The 17,561-nt window shown below is 61.7% G+C and carries 14 protein-coding genes; 6 read left to right on the plus strand and 8 right to left on the minus strand.

Annotated features, from left to right (window positions below; translation table 11 throughout):
• The first annotated feature begins 66 nt into the window (after positions 1 to 66).
• A complete protein-coding gene (locus tag IE093_RS12250) occupies positions 67 to 3,402 on the plus strand; it encodes an FAD-binding and (Fe-S)-binding domain-containing protein (protein ID WP_189469588.1) in 3,336 nt (1,111 codons plus the stop codon).
• Between the two features lie 62 nt (positions 3,403 to 3,464).
• Positions 3,465 to 3,665 (plus strand): DUF2905 domain-containing protein, encoded by a 201-nt coding sequence (locus IE093_RS12255; RefSeq protein ID WP_189469590.1) that lies wholly within the window; start codon positions 3,465 to 3,467, stop codon positions 3,663 to 3,665.
• Positions 3,666 to 3,721: 56 nt separating this feature from the next.
• Here IE093_RS12255 and trpC read toward each other — a convergent pair whose 3' ends face one another.
• From trpC to IE093_RS12280, 5 genes are all read right to left on the minus strand, one after another.
• A complete protein-coding gene (gene trpC, locus IE093_RS12260) occupies positions 3,722 to 4,531 on the minus strand; it encodes an indole-3-glycerol phosphate synthase TrpC (RefSeq protein ID WP_189469592.1) in 810 nt (269 codons plus the stop codon).
• A gap of 64 nt (positions 4,532 to 4,595) precedes the next feature.
• Positions 4,596 to 5,618 (minus strand): anthranilate phosphoribosyltransferase, encoded by a 1,023-nt coding sequence (trpD, locus tag IE093_RS12265; protein ID WP_189469594.1) that lies wholly within the window; start codon positions 5,616 to 5,618, stop codon positions 4,596 to 4,598.
• A gap of 27 nt (positions 5,619 to 5,645) precedes the next feature.
• On the minus strand, positions 5,646 to 6,230 hold the full coding sequence (locus IE093_RS12270) for an anthranilate synthase component II (protein ID WP_189469596.1): 585 nt from the start codon (positions 6,228 to 6,230) through the stop codon (positions 5,646 to 5,648).
• A gap of 66 nt (positions 6,231 to 6,296) precedes the next feature.
• Positions 6,297 to 7,793: an anthranilate synthase component I gene (gene trpE / locus IE093_RS12275; protein WP_189469804.1), complete on the minus strand. Its 1,497-nt coding sequence runs from the start codon at positions 7,791 to 7,793 to the stop codon at positions 6,297 to 6,299.
• A 251-nt stretch (positions 7,794 to 8,044) separates the two neighbouring features.
• Positions 8,045 to 8,710: a phosphoglycolate phosphatase gene (locus IE093_RS12280; protein ID WP_189469598.1), complete on the minus strand. Its 666-nt coding sequence runs from the start codon at positions 8,708 to 8,710 to the stop codon at positions 8,045 to 8,047.
• A gap of 252 nt (positions 8,711 to 8,962) precedes the next feature.
• On the opposite strand from IE093_RS12280, the gene IE093_RS12285 reads away from it, so the two are divergent.
• Positions 8,963 to 10,261 (plus strand): NAD(P)/FAD-dependent oxidoreductase, encoded by a 1,299-nt coding sequence (locus tag IE093_RS12285; RefSeq protein WP_189469600.1) that lies wholly within the window; start codon positions 8,963 to 8,965, stop codon positions 10,259 to 10,261.
• A gap of 48 nt (positions 10,262 to 10,309) precedes the next feature.
• On the opposite strand, the gene IE093_RS12290 is transcribed toward IE093_RS12285, so the two are convergent.
• From IE093_RS12290 to rpe, 3 genes are all read right to left on the minus strand, one after another.
• On the minus strand, positions 10,310 to 11,581 hold the full coding sequence (locus IE093_RS12290; protein WP_189469602.1) for a PQQ-dependent sugar dehydrogenase: 1,272 nt from the start codon (positions 11,579 to 11,581) through the stop codon (positions 10,310 to 10,312).
• Positions 11,582 to 11,791: 210 nt separating this feature from the next.
• Positions 11,792 to 12,094 (minus strand): GIY-YIG nuclease family protein, encoded by a 303-nt coding sequence (locus tag IE093_RS12295; protein ID WP_189469603.1) that lies wholly within the window; start codon positions 12,092 to 12,094, stop codon positions 11,792 to 11,794.
• Positions 12,095 to 12,098: 4 nt separating this feature from the next.
• On the minus strand, positions 12,099 to 12,797 hold the full coding sequence (rpe, locus tag IE093_RS12300; RefSeq protein WP_189469605.1) for a ribulose-phosphate 3-epimerase: 699 nt from the start codon (positions 12,795 to 12,797) through the stop codon (positions 12,099 to 12,101).
• Positions 12,798 to 12,941: 144 nt separating this feature from the next.
• Between rpe and ggt the strand changes: the two genes are divergently transcribed.
• The 3 genes from ggt to IE093_RS12315 all read left to right on the plus strand — a co-directional run bounded on the left by ggt (position 12,942) and on the right by IE093_RS12315 (position 17,538).
• The gene (gene ggt, locus IE093_RS12305) at positions 12,942 to 14,678 is read left to right on the plus strand and encodes a gamma-glutamyltransferase (RefSeq protein WP_189469608.1); all 1,737 of its coding nucleotides are present in this window, start codon (positions 12,942 to 12,944) and stop codon (positions 14,676 to 14,678) included.
• Positions 14,679 to 14,742: 64 nt separating this feature from the next.
• Complete coding sequence (locus IE093_RS12310) at positions 14,743 to 15,942, plus strand: MFS transporter (RefSeq protein WP_189469611.1); 1,200 nt, start codon at positions 14,743 to 14,745, stop codon at positions 15,940 to 15,942.
• A gap of 138 nt (positions 15,943 to 16,080) precedes the next feature.
• Positions 16,081 to 17,538: an aspartate ammonia-lyase gene (locus tag IE093_RS12315; RefSeq protein WP_229803527.1), complete on the plus strand. Its 1,458-nt coding sequence runs from the start codon at positions 16,081 to 16,083 to the stop codon at positions 17,536 to 17,538.
• The last annotated feature ends 23 nt before the right edge of the window (positions 17,539 to 17,561 follow it).

The following is a 17,561-nucleotide window of genomic DNA, read 5'->3' on the forward strand; positions in this document are numbered from 1 at the left end:
AGTCGACACGTTTCTGTCCCGTCGCAGGCCCCCAGCGGCGGCGCCCAATGGCTTGATATCGACCTCATGATCGAACGACTGGATACCTACGAGCGCCTGGCCGCTCCTTATCTACACTTTCTCGACGCCCTGCGCGCCGACGGCTTCCGTGGCGAGATCGCCCCTGACTATGCCAACCGTGTGGTGCAAGCCACTGACAACTCCATCTATCAGCGCCTACCCCAGGCGGTGCTCTACCCCCGCAACGCCGAGGACCTCGTGCGCCTCGCCCGGCTGGCGGCACGCCAGGAACACCGTCAGGTGGTCCTCGCCCCGCGTGGCGGTGGCACCGGCACCAACGGTCAGTCGCTCACCGACGGGCTGGTGGTGGATGTCTCCAAGCACATGAATCGCATTCTCGACATCGACGTCGAGAATCGCCGCGTGCGGGTCCAGGCGGGCGTGGTCAAGGATCAATTGAATGCCGCCCTGAAACCGCATGGGCTGTTCTTCGCTCCGGAACTCTCTACGTCCAATCGCGCCACCATCGGTGGCATGATCAGTACCGACGCCAGCGGCCAGGGCAGTTGCGAATACGGCAAGACCCGCGACCACGTGCTCGAGCTCGACAGCGTGCTGCTGGGTGGCGAGCGCCTTGTCAGCCGCCCGCTGGATGACAGCGAACTCGCTGCGTTATGTGACCGCAGCGACCTCACCGGTACAGCCCATCGCACCGCACGCGACATCGCCGACACCCAGTGCGAGCTGATCGAAGCGAAATTTCCCAAGCTCAACCGCTGCCTGACCGGCTACGACCTGGCGCACCTGCGCACTGCGGACGGCCGCTTCGATCTCAACAGCCTGCTATGCGGCTCGGAAGGCTCGCTAGGCTTCCTCAACGAGGCGGTACTCAATGTGCTGCCGATCCCCAAGCACTCGACCCTGGTCAACGTGCGCTACGCGGGCTTCATGGATGCCCTGCGCGATGCCAAGGCGTTGATGGCCAGCGCCTCTTCACAAGACCAGCCGCAGGCGCTTCGCCCCACCTCGATCGAGACGGTGGACGACAAGGTGCTCAACCTGGCGATGGAAGACTTCGTGTGGGACAGCGTCGCCGAGTTCTTCCCCGACGAAACCGGCACCACCTCGGAAGACAGTGGCGACACCACCACTGCGACACGGGCGACACCCAGGATTCGCGGCATCAACCTGGTCGAGTTCAATGACGACGACCCCGAGCGCCTGGCCGAGCGGGTCGCTGCCTTCTGCCGCCACCTGGAAGCCGACACCAGTGTCGAGCGCCTGGGCTACACCCTGGCCGAAGGCCGGGAACGGATCGCTCGCGTCTATGCCATGCGCAAGCGCGCCGTCGGCCTGTTGGGCAACGTCCAGGGCGAACGACGCCCGATCCCCTTCGTCGAGGATACCGCCGTCCCGCCGGAGCATCTGGCCGACTACATCGCCGAGTTTCGTGCCGCGCTCGATGCGCGCGGTTTGGAATATGGCATGTTCGGCCATGTCGACGCCGGGGTGCTGCACGTACGCCCGGCCATCGATATGAAGGACCCCGCGCAGGAAGCCCTGGTCCGCGAGATCTCGGACGAGGTCGCCGAACTGACCCACAAGTACCATGGCCTGCTGTGGGGCGAGCACGGCAAGGGGGTGCGCTCGGAGTACGCGCCCCAGTTCTTCGGCGAGCTCTATCCCAGCCTGCAACGCGTCAAGGCCGCCTTCGACCCGTACAATCAGCTCAACCCGGGCAAGATTGCGACACCCTACAGCTGCACGCCTGACCAGCCCCTCTCCGACGACGGGGCATCGGGGGCAGGTCGCAGCGAAGGTCATTTGCCAGGGATGGCAAATGTAGCGCCCAGGGAGGGGTTCACAGCGCCTTCGCGAAGTCCTGCCCCCGATACCACCAAGGCCGGAACCGTTGTCACGTCGGAGGTCACCGAGGCACAACCGGTCAAACTCGTCGACCCGGGCCTGCTGACCATCGATGGCGTGCCGACCCGCGGCCAGCGCGACCGCCAGATCGACGAACGCGTCTGGCAGGCCCACGCCAGTGCGGTGTACTGCAACGGCAACGGGGCCTGTTACAACTACGACACCGATGACGCCATGTGTCCGTCGTGGAAGGCTACCCGCCAACGCGTTTACTCGCCCAAGGGCCGCGCCAGCCTGATGCGCGAATGGCTGCGCCTGCAGGGTCAGGCCGGCATCGACGTAGTCGAGGAGTCACGCAAGAAGAAGATCGAAGGGGCCTGGGGCTTCATGCGCGACTTGCCGTGGCGGCTGCGCAACACCCTGGCCAAGCGACGCGGCGAGGAGGACTTCTCCCACGAGGTCTACGACGCCATGGCCGGTTGCCTGGCGTGCAAGTCCTGCGCTGGCCAGTGCCCGGTCAAGGTCAATGTGCCCGAGTTCCGCTCGCAGTTCCTAGAGGTCTACCACGGTCGCTACCTGCGTCCGCTGCGTGACTACCTGATCGGCGGGCTGGAATTCTTCGTCCCCTACCTGTCCCCGGTGGCGCCGCTCTACAACGCTGCGCTCGAGAATCGTCTGATGGATCGCCTGCTGGCCGGCCCCATCGGCATGGTCGAGAGTCCACGGCTGTCGCGTGCCAGTCTCAAGAAACAACTGCGTGCCTGGGGTGTGGCCGAGGCCACGCCGACCGCGCTGGGGCTGCTGACCGAACGTCAGAAGGCGCGCAGCGTGGTGCTCGTCCAGGATGCCTTCACCAGCTATTTCGAATCGAGGCTGGTGATGGACATCGTCGAACTGCTGTCCCGGCTGGACATTCGGGTGTTCGTGGCGCCCTTCGCGCCCAACGGCAAGCCGCTCAATGTGCAAGGTTTCCTGGGAGCCTTCGAACGCACCGCCGCGAAGCAGGCCAAGCGCCTCAGCGCCCTGGCCGAGTTCGGCGTCCCGCTGGTGGGGATCGACCCGGCGATGACCCTCACCTACCGTCAGGAGTATGTAAAAGCACTGGGGCCGGACGCGGTGCCCGAGGTGTTGATGCTCCAGGAATGGCTGGTGTCGCTGGGCCAGCGGATCGTACCGGGCGAGCTGCGCTTCGACGACCCGGGCTACAAGCTGCTCGCGCACTGCACCGAGAAGACCACCGCTCCGGGTAGCCCAAAGGCCTGGCAGCAGGTGTTCGCCGCTTTCGGCCTGGAGCTCGAGCTGGTGGCCACCGGCTGCTGTGGCATGTCCGGCACCTATGGCCACGAAGCACGCAACCGGGAAACCTCGCGGACGATCTACGGTCAGTCGTGGCAGGAAAAGGTCGAGGATCCAGCCAACGACGGACGGTTGCTGGCCACCGGCTACTCGTGCCGCAGCCAAGTCAAGCGTTTCTCCGACCAGCGTCTTGCGCACCCGCTGCAAGGACTCCTGGATGTGCTGAGGCTCGCGCACTGACGCCATTCCCCGATGCCGGCATCTGAGCGGATGCCGGCCGTTGTCACTCACGGGAGGCAACGATGTCACGCACCTTGATCCTGATCGGCCTGGCGATCATCGTCATCGGCCTTCTCTGGCCCTGGATCAGCAAGCTCCCCTTCGGCCAATTGCCTGGTGACATCGCCATCCGTCGCGAGAACTTTTCCTTCTACTTCCCCATCACCACCATGATCCTGATCAGTGTGGTGGTGTCGGTGGTACTGTGGCTGATCAACCGTTAGGGAAACACGACGGGCAGCCATCTGGCTGCCCGTCTCGCGCATGAGCCTAAAGCACCTCAGAAGAACAGCCGCTTGAGCGCCTCACCCGGGTCGGGCTCACGCATGAAGGCCTCGCCCACCAGGAACCCATGGACATCGTGCTCGCGCATACGCTGCACATCATCGCGAGTATGGATACCCGATTCGGTGATCACCGTCACCCTCTGGGGGATGCGTTCAAGCAGCTCGAAAGTGGTCTCGAGCCGGGTATCGAAGGTATGCAGATCGCGGTTGTTGATGCCCACCAGCGACAGTTCAAGGGCCAGTGCCCGCTCGAGTTCCCGAGCATCGTGGACTTCCACCAGCACATCCATGCCGAGCTCTCCGGCCTGCTGGTGCAGATCGCGCATCCGGGCATCGTCGAGGGCGGCAACGATCAGCAGGATGCAATCGGCACCGATCGCGCGCGCCTCACTGACCTGATAACCATGAGTGATGAAGTCCTTGCGGATCACCGGCAACTCGCAAGCGTCGCGAGCGGCGATCAAATAGTCTTCATGGCCCTGGAAGAAGTCGGCATCGGTAAGTACCGACAGGCAGGCGGCACCACCGGCCTGGTAACTCGCGGCAATCTCGGCGGGGTGGAAATTCTCGCGCATCACCCCCTTGGAAGGTGACGCCTTCTTTATCTCGGCAATCACCGCCGGTTCCCCAGCGCGGATACGGGTATCCAACGCCGCGATGAAACCACGCGGCGCCCCTTGGGCTGCGGCCCGCTCGAGCAGCTCACGCTCCGAAATCGCTCGACGACGCTCCTCCACTTCTTCATCCTTGCGAGCCAGAATCCTGGCCAGGATGGTCGGCAGTTCAGCCGATGTGCTGCTCATATCATGTTTCCCGGTTCGGTGTACCATGCAACGTCAAGGGTCGCCGGCAGTTCGCGGCAGAAGACTACTCGTCGGCGAAGACGCGAGTAAAGTCCACGAGCTCCTTCATCTTTTCCAGCGGCAGATGCGATGCTTGGGCATCCTGGGCCATCGCCACGCCTTCGGCCAGATTGTCGGCTACGCCCGAGACGTACAGCGCGGCACCTGCATTCAGCGCCACGATGTCTCCGGGAGCCCCATCGCCACCCAAGGCCTCCTTGACCAACCGCAGACTATCTTCCGCGGTCACCACCTTGAGCGGATCCAGGGCCTGGCGCTCGATGCCGAAGTCCTCGGGCGCAATTCGGTATCCACGGATTTCGCCATCCTTGAGCTCGGCGACTTGGGTCGGGGCCGCCAGTGAGATTTCGTCGAGCCCATCCTCAGCATGTACCACCAACACATGGCGGCTACCCAGGCGCTTGAGCACTTCGGCCATCACCGGCACCAAGGCCGCCTCGTAGACACCCAACACCTGGTTCGGCGCACCAGCCGGGTTGGTCAACGGCCCCAGGATATTGAACAGGGTACGCACCCCCATCTCACGACGCGGACCAATGGCATGACGCATTGCCTGGTGATGCATGGGAGCGAACATGAAGCCCACACCGACCTGGTCGATGCAACGCGCCACCTGCTCCGCGTTCAGGTCGATCTTGATCCCCGCCACGGCGAACAGATCGGCACTGCCGGACGACGACGACACGCTGCGGTTGCCATGCTTGGCGACATGCGCTCCACCCGCCGCGGCGACGAAACTCGATGCCGTGGAGACGTTGAAAAGGTTGGCGCCGTCGCCACCGGTACCTACGATATCGACAACATTCTCGCAGTGAGTCTGCACCGGTGTCATCAACTCGCGCATGACTTGGGCGGCAGCACTGATCTCCTCGACGCTTTCCCCTTTCATCGACAACCCGATCAGGAAACCACCGATCTGAGCATCGGTGGCTTCGCCGGTCATGATGGTGCGCATCACCTCATGGGTCTGGTCGAAACTCAAGCTCTGGCCGCGCATCACGGCCGCAATGGCCTCTCGCATCTGCATAATAATGGGTCTCCTTTCCGGTGACGGCTAGGTGCGCTCGAGGAAATTGGCCAACAGCTCATGGCCCTGGCGGGTCAGGATCGACTCGGGATGGAACTGCACGCCCTCGATATCCAGGGTCTTGTGACGTAGTCCCATGATCACGCCAGGCGTGACATCATCATCGTCCACCCAGGCGGTGACTTCCAGACACTCTGGCAGACTATCGGCCGCCACGATCAACGAATGATAACGCGTCACTTCCAAGGGATTCTCGAGCCCCCTGAATACGCCGTCACCACGGTGGCGGACACGGGAGGTCTTGCCATGCATGACCTGCGGGGCTCGCACCACTTCGCCACCATACACCTGACCGATGGCCTGGTGGCCCAGACACACGCCCAGAATCGGCAACCTGCCGGCAAAGTGACGAATCACCTGCATGGAGATACCAGCCTCGTTGGGCGTGCAAGGGCCGGGAGAAATGACGATATGACTCGGCGCCATGGCCTCGATGGCATCCAGGGTGATGGCATCGTTGCGATGAGTTTCCACCTTCGCCCCCAGCTCGGCGAGGTATTGCACCAGGTTGTAAGTGAAACTGTCGTAGTTATCCAGCATCAGCACGGACATGGATCGGTCTCCGGCTCTCGCCCGGCCATCTGCCGGGCGATGAAATTCAGGCAGTCGTGGGCAGCGTTACTCGAGATTGTCCAGGCCACGTTCAGCCATGGCCACGGCGCGGAACAGTGCCCGTCCCTTGTTGAGCGTTTCCTGCCACTCCATCTCGGGAACCGAGTCGGCAACGATGCCGGCCCCGGCCTGCACATGCAGCTCGCCGTCCTTGATCACCGCGGTGCGGATGGCAATAGCGGTATCCATGTTACCGTGCCAGGAAAGATAGCCCACGGCACCGGAGTAGATGCCACGCTTGACCGGCTCCAGTTCGTCGATGATTTCCATGGCGCGGATCTTCGGTGCGCCAGACAGGGTGCCCGCAGGGAAGGTGGCACGCAGTACGTCCATCGCCGAAAGGCCTGGTTTCAGGCGGCCGGTGACGTTCGAGACGATATGCATGACATGCGAGTAACGCTCCACCACCATCTGGTCGGTCACCTTGACCGAGCCGGTTTCGCTGATCCGGCCGACATCGTTGCGCCCCAGGTCGATCAGCATCAGGTGCTCGGCGATTTCCTTGGGGTCGCTGAGCAAGTCGACCTCCAGGGCACGATCCTCGTCCTCGGTACGGCCCCGCACCCGAGTACCGGCGATCGGCCGCACCGTGACCTCGCCTTCTTCCAGGCGGGTAAGAATCTCTGGTGACGAGCCCACCACCTGATGGTCGCCGAGATTGAAGAAGAACATGTAGGGCGAAGGGTTGAGGCTGCGCAATGCCCGGTAAAGGTCCAGCGGTGGCGCCTGATAGGGTATCGACATACGCTGCGACGGCACGCACTGCATGACATCGCCAGCCAGCACGTATTCCTTGATCTTCTCCACTGCCGCCTTGAAGCCTTCCTCGGTGAAGCCCGAAGTAAAGTGTCCCTCCTCGACGGCACTCCGACCAGTACCCGAACTGGCGGTATTGAGCGTTGCGCTGCGCAACTGGCCCTCCAGACGTTCGAGTCGCACCTTGGCACGCTCGAAGGCCTCGCTCTCCGATGGATCGACGTGGGTCCACAGGGTCAAGCGACCGGAGAGGTTGTCGAAGACCACCAGGTCGTTGCAGACCAGCAGCAGAATATCCGGCACCCCCAGTGGATCGGGCTTGGTCTCCACATGCGGCCCGCGCAAGCGCGGCTCGATATAACGAATGGTGTCATAGCCGAAATACCCCACCAGCCCGCCATCGAAACGCGGCTGGTCATCGAGACGTGGCACTTGGAAACGATGCTGGAAGGTTTCGACCCAGGCGAGCGGATCGTCGACCGTGATGGTTTCCTGACATTCGCCATCGATGACATGACGCACCTCGAAGCCTCTCACTTCGATGCGTTCATTGCACGGTAGGCCGATGATCGAGTAGCGACCCCACTTCTCACCGCCTTGCACGGATTCGAGCAGGAAGGTCCAGGGGGCATTGGCCAGTTTGAGATAGGTCGACAAGGGAGTGTCGAGATCGGCGAGCACTTCTCGCGTGACCGGAATACGGTTGTAACCGGCCTGCGCCAGCTCGGCGAAGCGTTCGGGAGTCATCATGGCCCGGCATTTCCTCACAAGACGTTTCTGGGTGGTGACAAAAACACGCAACGGCCCAAAGGGCTATGAAGGAGAAGAGGTCACCATCGCCAGCGCTTGACATCGCGCATCAGCGCACCAGCGCCGTAAACGACCAATGGATATTGCAAGGAAAAGCGGGATTCCAGCGTCATGGAACGGTCCGTAAAGCGAGAGTTATAGCGGAATCTTATTGATCCAACGCTTCTTATAGCAGTGATTGTCCAACCCTAAACGAGTTCCGCCAACGATTCAACCATCGCATCGGGGCGACTCGCCGCTACCGGCTCGCCATGATTATAGCCGTAGGGTACCGCGAGCGTGCGGAAGCCCGCCCGTCGTCCCGCGTCGATGTCATGCCGCGAGTCGCCAACCATCAAGCACTCTTGAACATCCATCCCGAAATGCCTGGCCACATGTCGCAGCGGTGCGGGATCGGGCTTCTTCTGAGGCAACGAGTCGCCGCCCAGGCACAAGCCAAAGTGAGCGGAAAGACCGAACTCCTCCAGGATCGGAGCAATGAAGGCATGTGGCTTGTTTGTCACCAGCGCCAGTGCGAACCCTCGCCCATGCAAAACATCCAATGCCTCGCGAACGCCGGAATAGAGCCGCGTTTTCACGTTAGGTGCCTGACCATAGTAATGCAGGAATGCCTCATGAGCGGACTCGTGAACCTCAGGTGCCGGGAGTTCTCCCGTCGCATCGCGCAAAGCGCGCTCCAGAAGCTTGTGCGAGCCGTTGCCAACCCAGTCACGCACTCGGCCCTCGCCACGGCCCGTCACCCCATGGTCGTCCAGCGCCCGGTCGACCGCCACCGCCAGGTCGGGGACCGAGTCGATCAAGGTTCCGTCCAGATCGAACGTGACCAGGCGAATCCCCTCCAACACTGGATGCATTAGAACACCTCTTTAAAATCAATAAGATGAAAGAAAGACGGCGCCACGCATCCCGTTCACGCATGTAATATTACGAAAAGACATGGCCAAAAAACGTTTCAGGGCATAGGCAGCGACGCGCAAGAGGCATATGCTTAAAGGCGGTCGTCGCCGCTACCAGGTCGAGAGCCCTCGCCACGTCGAGACGCCCTTCCTGACCCAGGCGATTTATTTTACGCACTTTTCCTTCACACTTTCAGTCAGGAGTCTCGCATGACCCTACCACGTATCGTGGTGGTCGGCGGAGGCGCGGGCGGACTCGAGCTGGTCACTCGGCTCGGACGCAAGCTCGGCAAGCGCAAGCGCGCCGAGATCGTGCTCGTCGACCGCAACCCCACTCACATCTGGAAACCCTTGCTTCACGAAGTTGCCACCGGCGTCCTCGACTCGGGGCTCGACGAAGTTTCCTATCAGGGCCATTCCAAGGCACATGGTTACCACTTCCAGCGCGGCACGCTAAGCGATCTTGACCGGGAGGCACGCCGTCTGACCCTGGCACCGATCATCGGCGACAACGGCGCCATGGTCCTGCCCTCTCGCACCCTGGAATACGATTATCTGGTGTTGTCGCTGGGCAGTGTCTCCAACGACTTCGGCACCCCCGGCGTAGCCAACCACTGCCACTTCCTCGATAGCCCACAGCAGGCCGAAGCCTTCCGTCACGACATGCTCAACACCTTTCTGCAATACAGCGATCCCGAAAGGCGGCTACACACCAATCTGGTCGTGGGTATCGTGGGTGCTGGCGCCACCGGCGTGGAACTCGCCGCCGAGCTCTACGATGCCTCCAAGATGCTGCACAGCTACGGTTTCACATCGCTCAATAGTGGCCAGCTAGACGTGCATCTGATCGAAGCGGCCCCACAGATTCTGCCGGCATTGCCAGAGCGCATCAGCAAAGCCGTGCATCGCGAGTTGGAAAAGCTTGGCGTGCATATTCATGTCGATACTCGGGTCACCCAAGCCGACGAGCATGGTTTCATGACCGCCGACGGCACCCGCATCGACACCGATCTGAACGTCTGGGCCGCGGGGATTCGGGCGCCAGCCTTTCTTTCGGATCTGGGCCTGTCCACAGAACGCAATCACCAGATCAAGGTCAAGCGCTCGCTGCAGAGCCTCGACGATGAACGCATCTTCGCCTTTGGCGACTGTGCAGCCTGCCCTCAGCCTGACGGCAAGCTGGTACCGCCTCGCGCCCAGGCTGCGCATCAGCAAGCCTCGCGCCTATATCGCAACCTCGTCGCAACCCTCGAGGGCAAACCGCTCAAGGACTTCACCTTCCGCGACCGCGGCTCGTTGATCTCACTGGCGCATTTCGATGCCGTCGGCAGCCTGATGCGCGGCGCCTCGGCACGCAGCCTGTTCATCGAAGGCCGCATCGCCAAGGTGTTCTACGCCTCACTGTATCGCATGCATCAGTACGCTATTCATGGTGCAGTGAAAACCGGCATGACGGTGGTCGTCGATGGCATCAACCGCTACCTGCGGCCGAAGATGAAGCTGCACTGACAATCCCCGCGCCTGGCCGACCGGCCAGGCGCGTCTCCATTACGGCTCTCATTCATTCAGCGACGGGTTCGCATAGGAAATGCGATAGATGGCCCCCGTGAGGTCGTCAGACACCAGGAGCGACCCGTCGCGAAGCTGGGCCACATCGACCGGCCGACCAAAATATTCGCCGTTTTCATCCAGCCAGCCTTCGGCGAACGGCACGGTGGGACCGGTCACGTTGCCTTCCGCGTCGACGGGCGTGAACATCACCCGAGCGCCGATGGGCTCGGTACGATTCCAGGAGCCATGCTGAGCGGAAAAGATACCGCCTCGGTATTGTTCGGGGAACATCCTGCCCGTATAGAACATCATGCCGAGATCAGCGGCATGCGCGGCGGTCTCGACCACAGGAAAGATGACGTCCTCGGGCACCTCCTCATTCTTGTACTCGTTGGTGCGGACGTCACCGCCACCATACCAGGGGAAACCGAAATTCTGTCCCGGCTGGGTTTGGCGGTTAATTTCCCCGGGAGGGATATCGTCTCCCATGCCGTCGACCTGATTGTCGGTGAACCACAACTCTCCCGTCGTCGGATGGAAATCCTGTCCCACCGAATTGCGCACGCCATAGGTGTAGACTTCCCTATTGCTGCCATCCTGGTTGACCCGGATGATTCCACCGATGCCATGCTCGGCAAAGACATCGAGATGCTCCTTTGGCGGCACGTTGTATGGCTGACCCAGCGATATGTAAAGCTTGCCATCGGGCCCGATGTCACATACCCGCGCGGTATGATTGTAACTGACGAACTCCTCAGGGATGAGTTCACCGCCCGGGATGACGGGCACGGCGACCACATCCGGACTTTCATAGAAGAATTCCGCAGCCGGATAGGCAAGGACGCGATTCTGCTCGGCGATATAGAGAACGCCCTCCGGAGAGAAGCAGGGACCATTGGGGATCGCCTTGTCTAGCGGTGGGACGAAGTTCTTGACCTCGTCGGCCACCCGGTCCTTATCACGATCGGTAACGGCCCATACCTCAGTCTTGCGAGTACCGACAAAGGTGACGACTCCCTGAGGGCCTACCGCCATGTGACGAGCATCCGGTACCAGTGCATAGAGATCGATCTTGAAGCCATCCGGCAGCTGAATTCGCTCCAGTGTCTTGCGGACGGCATCCGCACTGGGACTGTTCTGGTCGATAGTGGTGAACTCCGCCTCTCCTGTGATCTGGAAGCCGCCTAGCTTCTCCAAGGTATCGTCGGTCTGTGCATAAGCCGACGTGAAGGCCACCGAGCCGGCAGCAAGCCCTGCGGCGAATAGTTTGTTTTTCATTGTTCTCTCCTGATGTGCCAGTGTGTTACTCAACCGACATCCTCATCCACGGAGTAAAGATAGCCGCTAACGACAAAGGCCGCCGAGTCTTCTCGGCGGCCTTTGTGCATGTTTATCGCACTAAAACATTTCAGCGCCCGGCAACTTCCTCGACACCGCTGGTCTGTAGCGGTTGCCCCTCGTCGCCATGACACTTGGTCAGAAGCGGCCCTAGTCCCCGCCCTGTGCAACCCAAAGACGCTTGCGAGCCGCCGATAGACGCTTGACCCTGGCCTCGAGGCGTAATGCCTCGCCATGCCTTCCCACCGTTTGTCGATAGACTAGCCGCAAGGGACCTTTGCCACGTAGCGCCTTGGCGCCGAGCCCTCGGCTATGCTCGCGCAGGCGTCGCTCGACGTCGGTGGTTATCCCGGTATATAGCGTACCGGCAGCGGTCTCGATGATATAGAGATACCAGACCGGCTCACCGCCGGCTCTTGCCACGACATCGTCTTCGCTGCCGTTGCCCTCCATTGCCTCAGGCCTTGGCCAGCTCGTCGCGAAACGCTTGGATCACGCTGTCGTAGCGATGCGGGTCGGTTTCGCTGGCGGCTTTGAACACCGCGGACCCAGCGACGAAGGTATCGGCACCGGCACGCGCGATCTCACGAATGTTATCGATCTTGACCCCTCCATCGATCTCCAGCCGGATGTCACGACCGCTGGCCTCGATGCGCCTTCTGGCCTCGCGAAGCTTGTCGAGCGTGCCCGGCAGGAACGACTGGCCACCGAACCCTGGGTTGACGCTCATCAACAGGATCATGTCGACCTTGTCCATCACATGGTCGAGAAACGACAAGGGAGTCGCCGGATTGAATACCAGTCCCGAGCGGCAGCCACCGTCGCGAATGAGCTGCAAAGAGCGATCGATATGTTCGGACGCTTCCGGATGGAAAGTAATGTAGGTGGCCCCAGCCTCGATGAAATCGCCGATGATGCGATCCACCGGCTTGACCATCAAGTGCACGTCGATAGGGGCGGTGATGCCATACTTGCGCAACGCCTCGCAAACCATCGGGCCGATGGTCAGGTTGGGTACATAATGGTTGTCCATGACATCGAAGTGCACGATATCGGCACCAGAGGCCAGCACATTGTCGACCTCTTCTCCGAGGCGGGCGAAATCGGCGGACAGGATCGAAGGGGCTATCTTGAAATCGGGACGCTGGTCGGACATGAGCGAGTCCATTATCGAATGACGAATTGAGAAAGATGGCTATTCTAACAGGAACCGGTCGCCGACTCGCGCCTGGCTCGTCATCGCGACTCGCCGGCATGATAGGCGTTCGCTAACCTCTTCTCCAATACCAAGGATCCGGTCATGACAACGACTATCCACGGGCTCGTCAAACCTCTCCTCTTCGCATCGTCCCTGTTGCTGAGCACGATAGCCGGTGGCGTTGCGGCCCAGCCGGCGATTCTCGAAGGTGAGCGTTTCCATCCCCAGGAAAGCTCCGAGGGTATGGTTGCCACCAGCCACTTCCTGGCTTCGCAAGTGGCCCATGACGTGCTGGCCGCCGGTGGCAATGCCGTGGACGCCGCCGTGACCGCCGGCTTCGCCCTGGCAGTGACCCAACCACGCTCGGGAAATATCGGCGGTGGCGGCTTCATGCTGATCTCCGACGAGAACAGCGGTGAGGTGATCGCCATCGACTATCGTGAAACCGCCCCCGCTGCGGCCTTCGAAACCATGTTTCAGGATGAGGACGGCGAGGCCGTCTCCGAGCTCTCGCGCTATACCCATAACGCGTCCGGCGTTCCCGGAACGGTAGCTGGCCTGGCCCTGGCGCTGGAAGAATACGGCACCCTGACGTTGGCCGAAGCCCTGGAACCTGCCATTCGCCTGGCCGAGAATGGCTTCGCGGTTCCGCCACGCTTCGTCGCGGGCATTCGTGATACCCGCGAGCGCCTGGAGAAGTGGGAGTCGACCCGCAAGGTGTTCTTCAAGGAAGACGGTAGCCTCTACGAAGTGGGCGAGATCTTCCGCCAACCGGACTTGGCCGCGACGCTCAAGCGCATTGCCGAGCATGGCGCGCGGGAATTCTATGAGGGGGAAACCGCCGAATTGATTGCCGCCGAGATGGAGCGCCACGACGGCCTGATGACCCTTGAAGACCTTGCCGGTTATCAACCGGTGATTCGCGAACCGAGCCATGGCACCTATCGCGGCTACGATATCTACGCCATGAGTCCGCCTTCCTCGGGAGGAGCACATATCGTGCAGATGCTCAACATCCTCGAGGAGTACGATATCGGCGCCATGGGCTTCAATTCGGCCCAGACCCTGCATCTCATGGCCGAGGCCATGAAACGCGCCTATGCCGACCGCTCCGAGTATCTCGGCGACACCGACTTCGTCGACGTGCCGCTTTCCGGCATCACCTCCAAGGAATATGCTGCCGAGCTACGTGCCGGTATCGACCCGGAGATGGCCACGCCCAGCGATACCATCGCGCCGGGCAACCCGCTGCCTTATGAATCCAGCGAAACGACCCACTTCTCGATCGCCGACGACAATGGCCTGGCGGTCTCCAATACCTACACCATCAACTTCAGTTATGGCTCGGGTATCGTCGTCGATGGCGCCGGTTTCCTGCTCAACAACGAGATGGACGACTTCTCCGCCAAGCCCGGCGTGCCCAACGCCTACGGTCTGATTGGTGGCGAGGCCAACAAGGTCGAACCCGGCAAGCGCATGCTGTCGTCGATGACCCCAACCATCGTCAAGCGCGACGGCAAGAACTTCCTGATCACCGGGAGTCCTGGCGGCTCACGTATCATCACCACCACGCTGCAGGTGCTGATGAACGTCATCGACCACGGCATGAACATCCAATCGGCGGTCAGCGTGCCCCGGGTTCACCATCAGTGGCTGCCAGACGAACTGCGTATCGAGGAAGGCATCAGTCCAGACACCATCGCCTTGCTCGAGGCCATGGGTCATACCGTCAGCCAACAGGAAGCCATGGGTGCCGCCCAATCGATCATGATTGGTGACGGTATGTACTATGGCGGCGCCGACCCACGTCGCTCGACATCGTCCGCGATGGGACTCTGATCCCCTCGACACACTCCCCGGCCCGGCGCAGCCGGGCCTTTTTCATGAGCACAGCGAGGCATTCATGCCGCCTCTGATCATCGCTATCGCCGAACTGTTCGGTACCGCCCTGTGGTTTACTCCCAATGCCGTGCTCCACGACCTGCAAGTCCTGTGGTCGCTACGAACCGCGGACCTCGGTTGGCTGACCGGTGCCGTCCAGGGCGGCTTCCTGCTCGGTACCCTGACCATCGGGCTCCAAGGGCTCGCCGACCGGCTCGACGCCAGCCGACTGTTCGCCGCTTGCTGTCTGCTGGGAGCACTATCCAACGCTCTGCTGCCTTGGGCCGGAGGGTTATGGGGTGCCGTCACGTTGCGTGTGATCACCGGCATGTGCCTGGCCGGCATCTATCCAGTGGGCATGAAACTGATGGTCGGCTGGACACCGGGTCGAACCGGCCTGGGACTCGCGCTGCTGGTTGGCATGCTGGTTCTGGGCACGGCACTGCCGCATGGCTTGCGCGCGTTCAGCGAGTTGCCGGGGGCAGGAATGTCCTGGCGTATCGGCATCCTGGGAGCCTCGGGACTCGCATTGCTGGCAGGAATCCTGGTGTGGCGGCTCGGCGAAGCGCCGGACGTGCAGGCAGCGAAATCACACGCCTCAGCGACGGCAACCTCGCGATTGATCGGCATCCAGGCCTTTCACATCAAGGACTTTCGACGTGCCGCCAGTGCCTACTTCGGCCATATGTGGGAACTCTACACACTTTGGGCACTGCTGCCGCTGATGCTGCTGACCGCTCTACCCGACTTATCGACCATGCCCCTCGCACTTGGGGCCTTTGGCTTGATAGCGATCGGCGGCCCCGCCTGTTGGCTGGGTGGCTGGCTGAGTCAATCCCTGAGTAGCCGCCGTGTCGCCCAGTTGGGACTGGCCGGTTCGGCAACCTGCTGTGCGCTCTATCCCCTGTTGACCTGGCTCCCCACCCCACTGTTGATTGCTTTCCTCGCACTCTGGAGCGCCCTGGCCGTGGTCGACTCACCACAATTCTCGGCACTCTCCGCTGCGGCCTGCCCAACCACCATCGTCGGCAGCGCCTTGACGCTACAGAACGCCATCGGTTTCGCCGTCTCGATGCTCTCTCTGCTGGTGCTGATCCCGTTATGGCAATGGCTCGGTTCCTGGCTGGCCTGGCTGTTGCTACCAGGGCCACTGTTCGGCCTGTGGTGCCTCTCGGTGCGGCGACGCCTGTCAACGGCTTCTCCTGCCGATACCAGCCAATGAGATATCTGAACCAGCGTCGCAGCAGTCGTTATGCCATGGCGGCATGGCACACAAGGCAATGGCATTGGTCAAGGCACCAGGGCCAAGAGTAAGTTGACGCCCCGTAATCAGGCCACTCATAGAGCGTTCAGACTTGCCATGCCTAACACCACGACTGTTGCCACTTCCGTTACCGAACTCGACCTCCCCATGCGAGAGGAAAAGGACCTGCTGGGCACCCTGCCGGTACCTGCGGAAGCTTACTACGGCATTCAGACCTTACGGGCGGTGCACAACTTCCACCTCAGCGGCGTGCCGCTATCGCACTACCCCAAGCTGGTCATCGCCCTGGCCATGGTCAAGCAGGCCGCCGCGGGGGCCAACCACCGCCTGGGCCACCTGGACGAGACCCGCTTCAAGGCCATCAACCAAGCCTGCCAGTTGGTGATCGACGGCCAGTATCACGACCAGTTCGTGGTCGACATGATCCAGGGCGGTGCCGGTACCTCCACCAACATGAACGCCAATGAAGTGATCGCCAACCTCGGCCTGGAACTGATGGGGCATGCCAAGGGCGACTATCGACACCTGCACCCCAACAACGACGTCAACATGGCGCAATCCACCAACGACGCTTACCCCACGGCAATCCGCTTGGGCCTGCTGCTCGGCCATGACGCGCTGTTGACCAGCTTGCAAAGCCTATGCCACGCCTTCAGCGCCAAGGGCAACGAGTTTGCCACGGTGTTGAAAATGGGCCGAACTCAACTGCAGGATGCCGTGCCCATGACCCTGGGCCAGGAGTTCCACGCTTTTGCCAACACCCTCAGCGAGGACCTGGGCCATCTCGGCAAGCAGGTGCCCGCGCTGCTGTGCGAAGTCAACCTGGGCGGTACCGCCATCGGCACTGGCATCAACGCCGACCCACGCTACCAGCGCTTGGCCGTCGAGCGACTGGCGAGCATCAGTGGCCACCCTCTGGTTCCTGCACAGGACTTGATCGAGGCCACCTCGGACATGGGCGCCTTCGTGCTGTTCTCGGGAATGCTCAAGCGCCTGGCGGTCAAGCTGTCGAAGATCTGTAACGACCTGCGCCTACTGTCCAGCGGTCCGCGCACCGGCTTCAACGAGATCAACCTGCCAGCGCGCCAGCCCGGCAGCTCGATCATGCCCGGCAAGGTCAACCCGGTGATTCCCGAGGCCGTCAATCAGGTCGCCTTCGAGGTCATCGGTAACGACCTGGCACTGACCATGGCCGCTGAAGGAGGACAGCTACAGCTCAACGTCATGGAGCCGCTGATCGCCTACAAGATCTTCGACTCGATCCGCCTGCTGACCCGCGCCATGGACATGCTGCGCGAGCACTGCATCACGGGGATCTCCGCCAACGAGGCCCACTGCCAAGAAATGGTCGAGCGCTCCATCGGCCTGGTAACGGCGCTCAACCCCTATATCGGTTACGAGAATTCCACCCGTATCGCCAAGGAAGCGTTGCATAGCGGACGCGGTGTGTTGGAGCTGGTACGCGTGGAAGGTCTGCTGGATGACGACACCTTGGCCGAGATCCTGCGACCCGAGAACATGATCGCCCCTCGGCTGGTACCATTGAACGGCTGATCTTCTTCTCTCCATAAAAAACC

The sequence above is a fragment of the Litchfieldella qijiaojingensis genome (assembly GCF_014651875.1).
GTDB lineage: Bacteria > Pseudomonadota > Gammaproteobacteria > Pseudomonadales > Halomonadaceae > Litchfieldella > Litchfieldella qijiaojingensis.

What these genes read in the sequence shown, in the direction of transcription:
- IE093_RS12250 (WP_189469588.1), top strand. Translation starts at nt 67, where the DNA reads ATGATCGAACGACTGGATACCTACGAGCGCCTGGCCGCTCCTTATCTA.
- IE093_RS12255 (WP_189469590.1), top strand. Translation starts at nt 3,465, where the DNA reads ATGTCACGCACCTTGATCCTGATCGGCCTGGCGATCATCGTCATCGGC.
- trpC (WP_189469592.1), bottom strand. Translation starts at nt 4,531, where the DNA reads ATGAGCAGCACATCGGCTGAACTGCCGACCATCCTGGCCAGGATTCTG.
- trpD (WP_189469594.1), bottom strand. Translation starts at nt 5,618, where the DNA reads ATGCAGATGCGAGAGGCCATTGCGGCCGTGATGCGCGGCCAGAGCTTG.
- IE093_RS12270 (WP_189469596.1), bottom strand. Translation starts at nt 6,230, where the DNA reads ATGTCCGTGCTGATGCTGGATAACTACGACAGTTTCACTTACAACCTG.
- trpE (WP_189469804.1), bottom strand. Translation starts at nt 7,793, where the DNA reads ATGACTCCCGAACGCTTCGCCGAGCTGGCGCAGGCCGGTTACAACCGT.
- IE093_RS12280 (WP_189469598.1), bottom strand. Translation starts at nt 8,710, where the DNA reads ATGCATCCAGTGTTGGAGGGGATTCGCCTGGTCACGTTCGATCTGGAC.
- IE093_RS12285 (WP_189469600.1), top strand. Translation starts at nt 8,963, where the DNA reads ATGACCCTACCACGTATCGTGGTGGTCGGCGGAGGCGCGGGCGGACTC.
- IE093_RS12290 (WP_189469602.1), bottom strand. Translation starts at nt 11,581, where the DNA reads ATGAAAAACAAACTATTCGCCGCAGGGCTTGCTGCCGGCTCGGTGGCC.
- IE093_RS12295 (WP_189469603.1), bottom strand. Translation starts at nt 12,094, where the DNA reads ATGGAGGGCAACGGCAGCGAAGACGATGTCGTGGCAAGAGCCGGCGGT.
- rpe (WP_189469605.1), bottom strand. Translation starts at nt 12,797, where the DNA reads ATGTCCGACCAGCGTCCCGATTTCAAGATAGCCCCTTCGATCCTGTCC.
- ggt (WP_189469608.1), top strand. Translation starts at nt 12,942, where the DNA reads ATGACAACGACTATCCACGGGCTCGTCAAACCTCTCCTCTTCGCATCG.
- IE093_RS12310 (WP_189469611.1), top strand. Translation starts at nt 14,743, where the DNA reads ATGCCGCCTCTGATCATCGCTATCGCCGAACTGTTCGGTACCGCCCTG.
- IE093_RS12315 (WP_229803527.1), top strand. Translation starts at nt 16,081, where the DNA reads ATGCCTAACACCACGACTGTTGCCACTTCCGTTACCGAACTCGACCTC.